12 protein-coding genes, 2 tRNA genes and 1 pseudogene are annotated in these 13942 nt (G+C 69.8%); 9 read left to right on the forward strand and 6 right to left on the reverse strand.

Annotation, left to right across the window (positions count from 1 at the left end; all coding sequences use genetic code 11):
• Positions 1–246 precede the first annotated feature (246 nt).
• Positions 247–1695, reverse strand: a complete 1449-nt coding sequence (locus IF67_RS0110320) for an amino acid permease (RefSeq protein WP_030984356.1) — start codon at positions 1693–1695, stop codon at positions 247–249.
• Between the two features lie 326 nt (positions 1696–2021).
• Here IF67_RS0110320 and IF67_RS0110325 point away from each other — a divergent pair, with 326 nt between their 5' ends.
• Positions 2022–2618, forward strand: a complete 597-nt coding sequence (locus IF67_RS0110325) for a biotin transporter BioY (protein ID WP_030984358.1) — start codon at positions 2022–2024, stop codon at positions 2616–2618.
• A gap of 85 nt (positions 2619–2703) precedes the next feature.
• Here IF67_RS0110325 and IF67_RS0110330 read toward each other — a convergent pair whose 3' ends face one another.
• Positions 2704–4215 (reverse strand): amino acid permease, encoded by a 1512-nt coding sequence (locus IF67_RS0110330; RefSeq protein ID WP_030984360.1) that lies wholly within the window; start codon positions 4213–4215, stop codon positions 2704–2706.
• Between the two features lie 212 nt (positions 4216–4427).
• Here IF67_RS0110330 and IF67_RS0110335 point away from each other — a divergent pair, with 212 nt between their 5' ends.
• A complete protein-coding gene (locus IF67_RS0110335) occupies positions 4428–4913 on the forward strand; it encodes a ribose-5-phosphate isomerase (protein ID WP_030984362.1) in 486 nt (161 codons plus the stop codon).
• Positions 4914–4983: 70 nt separating this feature from the next.
• Positions 4984–5880, forward strand: coding sequence for an Fpg/Nei family DNA glycosylase (locus IF67_RS0110340; RefSeq protein ID WP_030984363.1), 897 nt, complete (start codon positions 4984–4986; stop codon positions 5878–5880).
• Positions 5881–5905: 25 nt separating this feature from the next.
• On the opposite strand, the pseudogene IF67_RS0110345 reads toward IF67_RS0110340, so the two are convergent.
• Positions 5906–6316, reverse strand: a pseudogene (locus IF67_RS0110345) (sterol carrier protein domain-containing protein); the annotation flags it as partial.
• Positions 6317–6429: 113 nt separating this feature from the next.
• On the opposite strand from IF67_RS0110345, the gene IF67_RS0110350 reads away from it, so the two are divergent.
• Complete coding sequence (locus tag IF67_RS0110350) at positions 6430–7575, forward strand: PP2C family protein-serine/threonine phosphatase (protein WP_030984367.1); 1146 nt, start codon at positions 6430–6432, stop codon at positions 7573–7575.
• 117 nt (positions 7576–7692) lie between these two features.
• Here IF67_RS0110350 and IF67_RS0110355 read toward each other — a convergent pair whose 3' ends face one another.
• Positions 7693–8856 carry an acyltransferase family protein gene (locus tag IF67_RS0110355; protein ID WP_030984368.1) on the reverse strand — a complete coding sequence of 388 codons (1164 nt, stop codon included), beginning with the start codon at positions 8854–8856 and terminating at the stop codon, positions 7693–7695.
• A gap of 614 nt (positions 8857–9470) precedes the next feature.
• On the opposite strand from IF67_RS0110355, the gene IF67_RS0110360 reads away from it, so the two are divergent.
• A complete protein-coding gene (locus tag IF67_RS0110360) occupies positions 9471–9665 on the forward strand; it encodes a hypothetical protein (RefSeq protein WP_030082107.1) in 195 nt (64 codons plus the stop codon).
• 54 nt (positions 9666–9719) lie between these two features.
• On the opposite strand, the gene IF67_RS0110365 is transcribed toward IF67_RS0110360, so the two are convergent.
• Positions 9720–10106 carry an arsenate reductase family protein gene (locus tag IF67_RS0110365; RefSeq protein WP_030984370.1) on the reverse strand — a complete coding sequence of 129 codons (387 nt, stop codon included), beginning with the start codon at positions 10104–10106 and terminating at the stop codon, positions 9720–9722.
• A gap of 113 nt (positions 10107–10219) precedes the next feature.
• Positions 10220–10290 (reverse strand) — tRNA-Gly (locus IF67_RS0110370).
• A 181-nt stretch (positions 10291–10471) separates the two neighbouring features.
• On the opposite strand from IF67_RS0110370, the gene IF67_RS0110375 reads away from it, so the two are divergent.
• The 4 genes from IF67_RS0110375 (at position 10472) to IF67_RS0110390 (ending at position 13817) form a co-directional block, all read left to right on the forward strand.
• Positions 10472–10548: transfer RNA gene (locus tag IF67_RS0110375), tRNA-Pro, on the forward strand.
• Positions 10549–10782: 234 nt separating this feature from the next.
• Positions 10783–12174, forward strand: a complete 1392-nt coding sequence (gene tig, locus IF67_RS0110380; RefSeq protein ID WP_030984372.1) for a trigger factor — start codon at positions 10783–10785, stop codon at positions 12172–12174.
• Between the two features lie 297 nt (positions 12175–12471).
• Positions 12472–13074 carry an ATP-dependent Clp protease proteolytic subunit gene (locus IF67_RS0110385; RefSeq protein ID WP_030082101.1) on the forward strand — a complete coding sequence of 201 codons (603 nt, stop codon included), beginning with the start codon at positions 12472–12474 and terminating at the stop codon, positions 13072–13074.
• 65 nt (positions 13075–13139) lie between these two features.
• Positions 13140–13817, forward strand: a complete 678-nt coding sequence (locus tag IF67_RS0110390) for an ATP-dependent Clp protease proteolytic subunit (protein ID WP_030984374.1) — start codon at positions 13140–13142, stop codon at positions 13815–13817.
• Positions 13818–13942 lie beyond the last annotated feature (125 nt).

A 13942-nucleotide genomic window follows, 5' to 3' on the forward strand; every position in this document is an offset into this window, starting at 1 on the left:
TCCCGGGGCGGCGACCGGTGCGACGGCGCTGCCGGACCCCCTGGATCCCCGCCGGGGCGGCGGATCGCGCAGGGGCCTGCCGACGGTGAACTCCGGGGTCCTCGGCAAAGCGGGCTCAGTTTGAGCGCCGGTGTCCGCTCAGGGCAACAGTCGTGCAGCGAATGTTCGGTATTCAGACGTTTTTGCGACTGTGTGTGTTCGATCCATCGTCAGTTATGACGCGGTGTGACCTCCGTCGCACGGGCCTCAGCGGCGCGCGCGGCGGTTCCGGAGCTCGCGTGCGCCCGCGACGAGCAGCACCAGACCGGTCGCCCCGGCCGACCACAGGAGCTGCGGCCGGGCCGCCTCATCGGTCAGCATCAGCACCAGCACACCACCCATCGCCAGCAGCGCCGCCCAGGTCAGATAGGGGAACGCCCACATCCGCAGGGTCAGCTTCCCGGGCGTCTCGCGCTCGATCCGCGGCCGCAGCCGCAGCTGGGAGACGGCGATCAGGCCCCAGACGAACAGCAGCACCGCGCCGACCGCGTTGAGCATGTAGAGGAAGACCGAATCCGGCCATTTCAGATTCAGCAGCACGGAGACGAACCCGAAGGCCACCGAGGCGAGCACGGCGCGGCGCGGCACCCCTCCCCCACTCTCGGCTCCGCTCGAGCGGGGGGCCCCCCGTCCCGACACCTTCAGCAGCGCCCGCGGCGCCTCGCCCCGCTCGGCCAGCGAGAAGACCATCCGCGACGAGCCGTAGAGATTGGCGTTCAGCGCGGAGAGCAGCGCCACGAACACCACGATGTTCATGATCTGCCCGGCGCCCGGCACTCCGATGCTGTCCAGCACCGCGACGTAGGGGCTCTTGCCCGGCTCCATCGACGACCAGGGCAGCAGGGTCACGATGACCAGCATCGAGCCGACGTAGAAGAAGAGGATGCGCCACACCGCGCTGCGCACCGCCCGGCCCACCGCGCGCGCCGGATCGTCCGACTCGGCCGCGGCGATGGTGACGACCTCCAGGCCGCCGAAGGCGAACACCACCGCCAGGACACCGGAGATCACCCCGCCCCAGCCGTGGGGCAGAAAACCGCCCTGCCCGGTGAGGTTCGTGAGCCCGACCGGTTCGGTGTCCGGCAGCACCCCGAAGACCGCCAGCAGGCCCAGTACGAGGAACAGCACGATCGCGGTGACCTTCAGCGTCGCGAACCAGAACTCGAACTCGCCGAAGTTCTTCACCGCGGCCAGGTTGGCGACGGTGAAGACGACCATGAAGACCAGCACCCAGCCCCACTGCGGCACCCCCGGCACCCAGCCGTTGGCTATTCGGGCCGCGCCCGAGGCCTCCACGGCGAGCACCACGACCAGCAGGAACCAGTACAGCCAGCCGACGCTGAACCCGGCCCAGCGCCCCAGCGCCCGCTCCGCATGCACCGAGAACGCGCCGGAGGCCGGCATCGCCGCCGACATCTCGCCGAGCATCCGCATGACCAGCATGGCCAGCGCACCCGCGATCAGATACGACAGCACGATCCCCGGCCCGGCCACCGCGATCCCCGCGCCGGAGCCCACGAACAGGCCCGCGCCGATCACTCCGCCCAGGCCCAGCATCGTCAGATGGCGCTGCTTGAGGCCCGCGGACAGCGGCTCTTTTCCCTCGGAGCCCGCCGCCAGGGAGGGTTCGGCGGCTTGGGTCGGTGCGTCGTGCATGGGCTCGTACTCTCGCAAGGGCCGGGGCGGCGGGGCCGCCGGCGGATTGGGGGAACTCCACAGGTCACCGCGGGGCGGACCCAGTGTCACCGCACGTCGCGCGCTACCACAAAACCGGTGTTCTGCACCGGCCCCGGCCGTGATGAGCATCACGTGACCTGCAATGACGTATCGCGCCCCGTCAGGGCCGGGCATTCTGGCGGTTGTTCGGAACTCTCCAAGCGGGCCGGTGAGGCTTTGTCAGCGCCACACGATGATCGCCGACGGTCCGCTGGACTAACGTCATCGCGTCCCGTCCCGTATCCCTCTCACCTCGCGGAGTCCTGATGAGCACTGCCGCTCTCACTCGTCCCGGCGCAGTCCTCGCCGATCTGCTGCCGGCCGCCACCGCCTCCCGCGCCCGCGTCCGTGACGCCGCGCTGGTGCTCGGCGGCGCCGCGCTCACCGGCATCGCGGCCCAGATCGCCGTCCCGGTCCCCGGCTCCCCGGTCCCGGTCACGGGCCAGACCTTCGCCGCGCTCCTGGTCGGCGCCTCGCTCGGTGCCGGCCGCGGGCTGCTCTCGCTCGCGCTGTACGCCCTGGCGGGGATCGCGGGCATGCCGTGGTTCGCCGGCGGCGCCTCCGGCGTCGGCGGTGCCACCTTCGGCTACATCGCGGGCATGCTGCTCGCCGCCACCGTCGTGGGCGCGCTGGCCCGCCGCGGCGGCGACCGCGGGGTGCTGCGCACCGCCGCCACCATGGCCGCGGGCACGGCCCTCGTCTACGCCGTCGGCGTCCCCTACCTCGCGCTGAGCACCGGCATGTCCTTCGGCCAGGCCGTCGCCGTCGGACTCGTCCCGTTCCTCATCGGTGACGCCCTCAAGGCCGCGCTGGCGATGGGCGCGCTGCCCACGGCCTGGAAGCTGGCGGGGCGCCGCGGCTGAGCAGGCGCCGCACGCCGCACGCAACGGGCCGGGCCCCGCAGTCACCGTTTCGGTGTGCGGGGCCCGGCCCGTTGCCGGTGCCCTGCTAGATCCGGTCCGCGGGCCGGGCGGCGACGTCGGCGCCCGCCTGGTCCGCCGCCACGGTGTCCCGCGGCCGCCGCCGGTCCAGGATCAGCCCGACCGCCAGCACCACCACGGCCGCGACCACCGACAGCACCATCTGCTGGCGCCCCTCGGGGTTGTAGAACATGTAGCCGATGACGAAGACGATCAGCGCGATCGTCGCGTAGGTCAGCCAGGGGTACAGCCACATCCGCACCGTCAGCCGCTCCGGCGTCTCCCGCTCGATGACCCGGCGCATCCGCAGCTGCGAGAGGCAGATGACCAGCCAGACGAACAGCGCCACCGCGCCCGACGAATTCAGCAGGAACTGGAAGACGGTGTCCTTCGAGGTGTAGCTGAAGATCGTCGCAATGAAGCCGAAGGCGACCGACGCCCAGATCGCGACCGCCGGCACCCCGCCCTTGTTGACGGTGGCGAACGACTTCGGCGCATCCCCGCGCTGTCCCAGCGAGAACGCCATCCGGGAGGCGGTGTAGAGCCCGGAGTTCAGACAGGACAGCACCGCGGTCAGCACCACGACATCCATCACGGTGCCCGCGTACGGAATGTCCAGCGACTCCAGCACGGCCACGTACGGGCTCTCCTCCACCGCCTTGGAGTTCCACGGCAGCAGCGTCACGATCACCGCGATCGAGCCGATGTAGAAGAGCGCGATCCGCCAGATGACGCTGTTGACGGCCTTGCGGACGGCCTGCACCGGGTTCGGCGACTCGCTCGCCGCCAGCGTGACGATCTCACTGCCCATGAAGGAGAAGACCACCAGCAGCATGCCGGAGAGGATCGCCCCCGGACCGTGCGGCAGGAATCCGCCGTGCCCGGTCAGATTCTCCGTGCCGACCGGGGAGCCGCCCGGCGGCAGCCCGAATATCGCCAGCGCGCCGATCACGATGAAGACGACGATCGCGACGACCTTGATCCCGGCGAACCAGAACTCGAACTCGCCGAACGAGCCGACCGAGACCAGATTCGTGCCGGTCAGCACGATCATCACCAGCAGCGCCCAGGCCCACTGCGGGACGGCCGGGACCCAGCCGGTGAGGATCGCGGCGGCCGCGGTCGCCTCGACGGCCAGCACGACCGACCAGAAGAACCAGTACAGCCAGCCGATCGTGAAGCCGGCCCAGCGGCCCAGCGCCCGGTCCGCGTACGCGGAGAACGAGCCGGACGTGGGGGAGGCCGCGGCCATCTCGCCCAGCATCCGCATCACCAGCACGACCAGCAGACCGGTCAGCGCGTAGGAGAGCAGGATGCCGGGACCGGCGGCCGCGATACCGGCGCCGGAGCCGACGAACAGGCCGGCACCGATGACACCGCCGATGGCGATCATCGACAGATGGCGGTTCTTGAGCCCTGCCTGGAGCCCGTCCTGCGACTGTCCCCCGGTGGGTCCGCTGCCGGGGTTGCCGGTGGGGACCGGTGTGGTGGTGGGGGTGCCCCCTGCTCTTTCAGAGCTTGGGGGAGGGTGCGCGCCCATGTGCACCGTCCTTCGTGGTTCGCGGATGGATCCCCCGCATTAGATCTTCGTTCACCGTGGATTGGAAGGTCTAAAGTCGGATTGTTGTGTGAAACCCTGGAAGGTTGTGCACCGCGCTTGCGTACGGAAGGCGGAAGGTCGCTTTCTGTGCACAGTGCCCCGGGAAAGACCCAGCGGCGCCTACCCGGCGCCGCTCGTGTCACACTCATCGCATGCGCGTGTACCTCGGCTCCGACCATGCCGGTTTTGAACTCAAGAACCACCTCGTCGAGTGGCTCACGGCCCACGGCCACGAGCCCGTCGACTGCGGTCCCCACATCTATGACGCCCAGGACGACTACCCGCCGTTCTGTCTGCGTGCCGCGGAGAAGACCGCCGCCGACCCGGAAAGCCTCGGCATCGTGATCGGCGGCTCCGGCAACGGAGAGCAGATCGCCGCCAACAAGGTCAAGGGCGTCCGGGCCGCACTGGCCTGGAGCGAGGAGACCGCCAAGCTCGGCCGCGAGCACAACGACGCCAACGTCATCTCCGTGGGCGGCCGGATGCACACCCGGGAAGAGGCGACCAAGTTCATCGAGGTCTTCCTCGCCACCCCCTACTCGGGCGAGGAGCGGCACACCCGCCGCATCGACATGCTCTCGGCCTACGAGACCACCGGCGAACTGCCCGCCGTCCCCGCCCACCACCCGCAGGGCTGACCCCCGTTCATCCCGTCGCCCGCTCTCCCCGGCCGCCGGGGAGGGCGGGCGCGCCCACTGGAGGACATCCGTGCCCGAGGGGCATACGATCCACCGCCTCGCCCTGGACCACCGCTCCCGCTTCGAGGGCGAACCGGTCCGGGTGAGCAGTCCGCAGGGCAAGTTCACCGGCGGCGCGGCGCTCCTCGACGGCCAGGTCATGACGACCGCCGAGGCACACGGCAAACACCTCTTCCTCGGCTTCGGCCCTCCCCCGAGGACCTCCGACGATTCCCCGGTCCCAACTCCGTTCGACCGGGGGGACCCCCATCGGTCCAGGGGGTACCCGCATCGCTGGATCCATGTCCACCTCGGGCTGTTCGGCAAGCTCGGCTTCGGCACGGCCCCCGCCCCGCCGCCCACCGACACCGTGCGCCTCCGGCTCGCGAACGCGTCCGCCTACGCGGACCTCCGCGGCCCCACCACCTGCGCACTGATCACCGAAGCCGAGAAGCACGCGATACACGACCGGCTCGGCCCCGACCCGCTGCGCCCCGGGGACGACGGCACCCGCGCCTGGCAGCGGATCTCCCGCAGCCGTACGACGATTGCCGCGCTGCTGCTCGACCAGAAGATCATCGCCGGAGTCGGCAACGTCTACCGCGCCGAGGTCCTCTTCCGCCACGGCATCGACCCCTACCGGCCCGGCCGCGACCTCACCCGCACCGAATGGGACGCGCTCTGGGCCGACCTGGTGTTCCTGATGGCCGAGGGCGTCCGGGACAACCGGATCGACACCGTCCGCCCGGAACATCTGCCGGAGGCCATGGGCCGCCCGCCGCGGGTCGACGACCACGGCGGCGAGGTGTACGTCTACCGCCGCGCCCACCTGGGCTGCCACATCTGCGGCAGCGAGATCCGTACCGCCGGTCTCGCCGCCCGCAACCTCTTCTGGTGCCCGGGCTGTCAGCCGTCCACCGGCGGCTGACGGCCGGGCCGGCCCGGACCGGCCCTCAGAACCCGTGCGGCAGCCAGGGCGCCACATCCGCCCCGAACGCCACCGAAGCCGCCGCCAGCGCACCGGGCCGCAGCTCCCGCACCCGGCCCGCCGCCGCCAGTGACGACAGCGAGAAGCCGCCCAGATACGCCGACCCCAGCTCCCGTACGGACAGGGCCAGCTCGGCCGGGTCCGCGGTCCGCGCACAGGAAGCGCCCGCCGCGTCACCGGACAGCCGCCAACGCCCCTCGTTCCACGGGCAGAAGGGGTCCGTGACTTCCAGCACCACGTCCACCGGCGTCCGGTACGTCCGGGCCGCCAGCGCCGCGCCCACCTCCACCGGCCGCACGAACAGCGACTCGTCCAGCCGGATACCGCACCGCCGCATGTCCGGGACGAGATGCAGCAGCGCATCGTCCACCGGCCGGGTGGACTCTCCGCACGCGCGACCGCATTTCGAACAGTGTTTCCCGGCGATGGGCCAGGGCGACGTGCGGCGAATCGACGCCCCGCCGAACGGGTGGATAAGGTCCCAGGGAAATGACACGCGGCCAGGGCACGGACACCCTGAGGGCCCGGATGCACAAAGGTCTGCACCGGGCCCGCGTCGGCGTGCGCAAGGCCGGGGTCGACTACTTCCGCGGCGACGGCTCCGACCGGTTCGCGCTCGCCGTCCTCCTCATCGCCATACCCGCCATCGCCGCGGGCACGCTCCGGTGGCCGGAATGGATCGCCCCGACGGCCCTGGTCCTGCCGGTCATCGCCGGCGGACTGCTGCTGCGGCCGGCCAACCTCCTGGTCCTGTACGGCGCCTCCGCGGCCGCACTGGTCGTCGAAGCCGCGCTGTTCGGCCCGTACGACGAAGGTCCGGAGCGGATCACCCCGGGCACGGTCCTGGTCGTCGCCGCGGTCGGGTTCTTCGGGCTGCTGATCGCGCAGTTCCGCAGCCGGGTCGGGGTGCCCTGGCGGCGTGGCGGCACGATGCTCTTCGACCTGCGCGAACGCATCCGCGTCCAGAGCAAACTGCCCACGCTGCCCGAGGGCTGGCACCACGAGATGGCGCTGCGCCCGGCCGGCGGGCAGTCCTTCTCCGGCGACTTCGTGGTGGCCTCCCGCACCCACGGCGGCCACATCCTCGAAGTGGTGCTGACCGATGTCTCCGGCAAGGGCATGGACGCGGCCTCCCGCGCCCTGCTGCTGTCCGGCGCCTTCGGCGGCCTGCTCGGCTCGCTGCCGCCGCACGGCTTCCTGCCCGCCGCCAACGGCTATCTGCTGCGCCAGGACTGGGAAGAGGGGTTCGCGACCTCCATCCATCTCGTCCTCGACCTCGAATCGGGCGACTACGAGCTGCTCTCCGCGGGACATCTGCCGGCCCTCCAGCTCAGCGCCGGCAGCGGCCGCTGGGAGGAGAAGCCGGGGGAGGGGCCGCTGCTCGGCGTCTACGACGGCGCCCAGTTCGACCCGGTCAAGGGGCGGCTGCGGCCGGGCGACGTGCTGATGCTGTTCACCGACGGCCTGGTCGAGGCCGCCGACCGCGATATCGCCGAGGGCATCGACCGGCTGACCGGCGAGGCCGACCGCTATGTCGCCAGTGGCTTCGCCGGGGCCGCCTGGCATCTGATCGAGGCCGTCGCCAAGGACGTCAACGACGACCGCGCGCTGCTGCTGATCTGCCGGGACGCGTGACGGGAGCGGCACCGCCCGGGACGGAAGCGCCTGGGACGGAAGCGCCTGGGACGGAAGCGGCCCGTCCGCTCTCCCCGCCGCCGGGTCCTGCTCCGTCGGCCAGGGGAGGAAGCGCGCTCAGGCGCTGACGCGGGCCCGTGCCGCGTCGGCCGGGTCCTTCCGGAACGCCCAGGCCATCGTCGGCTCCATCGCGAAGCGGAACATCCTGCGGACCGGCGGAGTGCACAGGGCCGTCACGAGGCCGCCCGCGATCAGCGTGACCGCGATCTCACCGAGCGGCGAGTGCAGCCAGGCGTAGTCGTCGAACCAGCCCCAGAACCGCGAGCCCTTGGCCAGGAAGCCGTGCAGCAGATAGCCGTACAGCGTTCCGGCGCCCAGCACCGTGAACCACGTCCGCCGCGTCGGCACCCAGGAGAAGAAGCAGGCCACCATCACGATCGAGCAGCCGAAGAGCGCCAGTGTCATGATCGCGCCGATCCACCAGGTGGTGCCCAGCTCCTGGGCGCTGTCCCGGTGGTAGAACCACGCCGAGGACATCCGGGGCGCGGCCCAGTAGGCCATCAGCAGCGCACAGGCGAAGACCGGCAGCGAAGCGATCCGCACCGCCCGCCGCTGCACCATCTTGAAGTGCTCCGGCCGCAGCGCCAGCCCCAGGACGAAGAACGGGAGGAACTGGAGCACCCTCTGGAGGTCCAGGTCATCGCCGATGTCCGGGGACACCGAGGCCATGACGGCGATGGCCACCGCGAGCGGAATCGGCCAGCGCACGACCTTCCACAGCGGGGTGGTCAGCCGCCAGATGAACAGGGCCACCAGGAACCACGTCAGGAACCACGGGTCGAGCAGGCTGACGGGGTGCCCGGGATCGTCGTCCGCCCAGCGCTTGAAGAACGCATAGGCCGTCTCGAAGAGGACGTAGGGGACCGCGACCCCGGTGACCAGCCGCTGCAACCGGTCCTTGCGCATGTCGAAGCTGCGCGAGAAGTAGCCGGAAATGATGATGAAGGCCGGCATGTGGAAGGTGTAGACGGTCATGTAGAGCGCCTCGGCGGCCCGGCTGCCGTCGGTCAGCGGTTCCCAGGCGTGCCCCATCGCCACCAGCACGATGGCCAGGTACTTCGCGTTGTCGAAGAAGGCGTTGCGGCCCTCGCTCTTCGGTGCGGGCGCGGCTGTGTCCTGTGCCGTGCCCGACGGCTGCTCCGCGGGCTCCGCCCGGTCCGTGCCCTCCGCCGCCCGGGCAGGGGGAAGTTCGCGTCGGGGTGTCGCGGCAGCGGGAAACATTGGAGGCACGATAGCGGCGGTCGGCGAATGCGTAAAACCGCATCGGAGCCATTCCCCTTTTCCTCGGGGTTCCCTCGCGTTTTCCTCGGGTTCCGCCGTGGACGGCCCGCGGATAAAATCCGCAAGCGCGGGGGAGAGCCCCCCTCCAGCCGTCCGATTCGTCCCCTGTCATCCCCTCAAATCACCCCGTATCCCCCGCAAACGACTCTGGGGGAATGTCCGATTCCTTAGTCTTATGTCCGAATGCTAATAAGCCTTCGTGGCGCGCCGTAAGGCAGTGACGGATGCCACGGACAGGAAATTCTCCGGACCCGCAGGAATGATCGGAATGCGGCGGACGAATGGCCGGGTCGAATTACCGACGCGGCATCAGGCGAGGGAAATGCGTCACCCGGTCCGGCCTCTCGCGATCACCGTGCGACCACCGCCGCGCCACCCGTGCGTCACCCCGCCGCGGCCCCACGGACCACCAGCGGCTGGAATCGGGCAAAGCGTTGGCCGATGATTCGTCACCGGCCTGCAATGGGCATGGAGTTGGTGGCACGATGGGTGCAGGGGGTGTGCGCGGCATGCCCCCGGGCCGGTGAGGCGTTCCGACCGAGGGTGTGATCAGTGTGGCTCTATCGCTGTCAGTTGTGCTGCTGTTGGGGATCATTCTGATCGTGCTGATCAGAGGGAAGTCGATCAAGGCGGGCCCGGCGTTCGTCGCCATACTGTTCGGCTTCTTCCTCGCCTCCACGGGCATGGCGCCGTCCATCAACCGGTTCCTCAACTCGATTGCGGACACCATCAACCACATCACCTTCTAGGCGGCCCGCCTCAAGGTGTCCGCCGGCCTCCCCGTGCCGTGCGCCGCACGGGGTTCAGCCGTTCGAGGCCTCTTCGCCCCCGGTCCGCGCCACGGCCTCGCGCACGGCATCCTCGCTCCGTCCGACCAGCGCCGAGCCGTCGTCCGCGGTGATGATCGGGCGCTGGATCAGCCGGGGGTGTGCCGCCAGCGCCGCGATCCACCGCTCGCGCGCGGCGTCGGTGCGCTCCCACTCCCCAAGGCCCAGCTCCTTCGCCTCGGTCTCCTGGGTCCGGGTGATGTCCCAGGGCTCCAGGCCCAGCCGCGTCAGCACACCGCGCAGGTCATCGGCGTCCGGCGGGTCTTCGAGATACCTGCGCACGGTGTAGTGGGCGCCCGCCTCGTCGAGGATCTCCACGGCCGAACGGCACTTGGAGCACGCGGGATTGAGCCAGATCTCCATGCAGACCACCTTATTGACCCGCGACCGCGGTGCGAAGGGGTGTGCGGGCGCGCGTCAGTCCGTTCCGGACAGCAGAAAACCCCAGGCCGTCCGGTCTGGGGTTTCCTCTTACGAGCGGGCGACGGGAATCGAACCCGCGTAGCCAGTTTGGAAGACTGGGGCTCTACCATTGAGCTACGCCCGCGAGCGCCACAGGTCGCAGGACCTCGGCACGCAGTGCATCCTAGCGGGTCATGGCGGTGTGCCGCACATCCCTTCCCGCGGACGGCGTGCGCCGCCGCATTCCCCGCGGGCCGCGCCCGCCGGGCATCCCGATAACTGGCAGCCGCGCCCCCCGCGGCCATGTACCCTACGTGTCGCACCGACGGGGTGTGGCGCAGCTTGGTAGCGCGTCCGCTTTGGGAGCGGAAGGTCGTCGGTTCGAATCCGGCCACCCCGACCAGTAGCAGGTCAGCCCGGCATGACGCGCTGGGGCGGAACCTCGGCCCACCATGGCAGTGCCGCAAGATCGGCGGCTATTCATGATCGCGTTGTGGGCGTCATCCTCCTTGCGGTTACTATGCAAGCTGCGTGCCCGTGTGTCTGTGTACCGGGCGTGATCGGCCGGACCCGGATCAGCCGGGTACGGGCAGATCTCAAGCAGAACCCCAGAAGTCAGCCCCAAGGAGACCGAACCGTGAAGAGCGCCGTGGAGACCCTGAACCCGACTCGGGTTCGGCTCACTGTCGAGGTGCCCTTCGAGGAGCTCAAGCCCAGCCTCGACGCGGCGTACAAAAAGATCAACCAGCAGGTCACGGTGAAGGGCTTCCGTCAGGGCAAGATCCCGGCCCGGGTCATCGACCAGCGGTTCGGTCGTGGCGCCGTGCTGGAGGAGGCCGTCAATGACGCGCTCCCGAAGTTCTACACCGAAGCGGTCAACGAGGGTGAGCTGAACGTCCTCGGCCAGCCCGACGTCGACATCACCGAGCTGAAGGACGGCGAGCTGCTGGCCTTCACCGCCGAGGTCGACATCCGCCCCGCCCTCGAGATCCCGGACTACTCCGGCATCGAGGTCGAGGTCGACGCCGTGGAGGTGTCGGACGAGGACGTCACCAAGTCCGTCGAGCAGCTGCGTGAGCGCTTCGCGACGACCAGCCCGGTCGAGCGCGCGGCCCAGGACGGCGACGTCCTGACGCTGAACCTCGAGGCCAAGGTGGACGGCGAGGTCCTGGAGGACGGTGTCGCCGAGGGCGTCACCTACACCGTCGGCTCCGGCGAGCTCCTCGACGGCATCGACGAGGCCGTCACCGGCGTGGAGGCCGGCGGCAGCACCACCTTCACCTCCGAGCTCAAGGGCGGTTCCGCCGAGGGCAAGGAGGCCGAGGTCAAGGTCGAGGTCACCGAGGTCAAGTCCCGTGAACTGCCCGAGCTGGACGACGACTTCGCGCAGCTCGCCAGTGAGTTCGACACCTTCGAGGACCTCCAGGCGGACAGCCGCAAGCGCCTCGAGCAGATGAAGAAGTACGACCAGGCCACCCAGGCTCAGGAGAAGGTCCTGGACGAGCTGCTCAAGCTCGTCGAGGTGCCGATGCCGGAGAAGCTGCTCGCGGACGAGATCGAGACCCGCAAGCACAACCTGGTGAACCACCAGCTCGGTCAGATGGGCCTCGACCTCGCGAAGTACCTGGAGATCCAGGGCAAGAGCGAGGAGGAGTTCGACGCCGAGACCAAGGAGCAGGCCGAGAAGGGCATCAAGACCCAGTTCATCCTGGACGAGCTGGTCAACAAGGAGAAGCTGAACGTCAGCCAGGAGGAGCTCACCGAGCACCTCATGCGCCGCGCGCAGTCCTCCGGCATGTCCCCCGACCAGTTCGCCCAGGCCGTCGTCGAGGGCGGCCAGGTGCCGATGCTCGTCGGTGAGGTCGCCCGCGGCAAGGCCCTCGCGGTCGTCGTCGAGGCCGCCACGGTCAAGGACAGCAACGGCGAGGTCATCGAGCTCGATGACGAGGACGAGACGGCCGAGACCGTCGATGCCACCGAGGCCACCGAGGCCGAGGCGGAGGGCGCGGAGGAGAAGCCCGAGGCCTGAGCCCCGGACGCTTCCCTGCGCCTGCGCGCAGTCCTGTGATCACGGGCCCGAACACGCACGTCCGCGTGTTCGGGCCCGTGGTCGTACCACCCCGTGAGCCTGCGCTCACAGCGAACAGTTATCGATGCGGGATGGCGTTGTCCGACCTGCGCGTTAGGGTCCGTAGATACGAGGGCAGGGGAGTCCCTGAAACCGCGCCGGGGCCACACACGGCGCCGCCTCCCCACGCCCCAGCAGACGACGCTGAGACGGCCTGGAGCCGTCCGACAACGAGCAGGTGGACACGTGACGATCCCGATGCCTTCCGCCGCCGCTGAGCCGACCTTCGGTGGCCTCGGCGACCAGGTCTACAACCGGCTGCTCGGCGAGCGGATCATCTTCCTCGGCCAGCCGGTCGACGACGACATCGCCAACAAGATCACCGCGCAGCTGCTTCTTCTCGCCGCGGACCCGGACAAGGACATCTTCCTCTACATCAACTCCCCGGGCGGCTCGATCTCGGCCGGGTTGGCGATCTACGACACCATGCAGTACATCAAGAACGACGTGGTGACGATCGCGATGGGCCTCGCCGCCTCCATGGGCCAGTTCCTGCTGAGCGCCGGCACCCCGGGCAAGCGCTTCGCGCTGCCGAACGCCGAGATCCTCATCCACCAGCCCTCCGCGGGCCTGGCCGGCTCCGCGTCGGACATCAAGATCCACGCCGAGCGGCTGCTGCACACCAAGAAGCGGATGGCGGAGCTGACGGCCTTCCACACCGGTCAGACCGTCGAGCGGATCACCCAGGACTCGGACCGCGACCGCTGGTTCTCCGCCGACGAGGCCAAGACGTACGGCCTGATCGACGATGTGATGACCTCCGCCGCAGGCGTTCCGGGCGGGGGCGGCACCGGGGCCTGAGCCCCGTACCACTCGCCCTTGAGCCCCCAGCCCACTTGATCGCCACCAGGACGGTGAACACCACGATGAACTACTTCCCCGGCAGCGGCCTCTCCCAGGGCGCGGAGTCCGAGTTTTCCGGCCCGCGCGCCGAGTCCCGCTACATCATCCCGCGCTTCGTCGAGCGCACCTCGCAGGGTGTGCGGGAGTACGACCCGTACGCGAAGCTGTTCGAGGAGCGCGTGATCTTCCTCGGCGTGCAGATCGACGATGCGTCGGCCAACGACGTCATGGCGCAGCTGCTGTGCCTGGAGTCGATGGACCCGGACCGGGACATCTCGATCTACATCAACAGCCCGGGCGGCTCCTTCACGGCGCTCACGGCCATCTACGACACGATGCAGTTCGTGAAGCCGGACATCCAGACGGTCTGCATGGGCCAGGCGGCCTCCGCCGCGGCCGTGCTGCTCGCCGCCGGCACCCCCGGCAAGCGGATGGCGCTGCCGAACGCCCGTGTGCTGATCCACCAGCCGTACAGCGAGACCGGCCGCGGCCAGGTCTCCGACCTGGAGATCGCCGCCAACGAGATCCTGCGGATGCGCTCGCAGCTGGAGGACCTGCTGGCCAAGCACTCCTCCACGCCGATCGAGAAGATCCGTGACGATATCGAGCGTGACAAGATCCTGACCGCCGAGGAGTCCCTGGCGTACGGTCTGGTCGACCAGATCGTCTCGACGCGGAAGTCGTCCGTCTCCATCGGCTGACGATCTTCGCGAAGTGAGCCGGAGCGTTGCCCCCTTGGACCGGAATCGGATCGAGTGAACCGAGTCGGTCCAAGGGGGGCCCGTACGGGGGGCCCGGCAAGGTACCGTCGATAGGCAAGCACCCG

It is taken from the genome of Streptomyces sp. NRRL S-1813, assembly GCF_000719605.1.
Taxonomy (GTDB): domain Bacteria; phylum Actinomycetota; class Actinomycetes; order Streptomycetales; family Streptomycetaceae; genus Streptomyces; species Streptomyces decoyicus.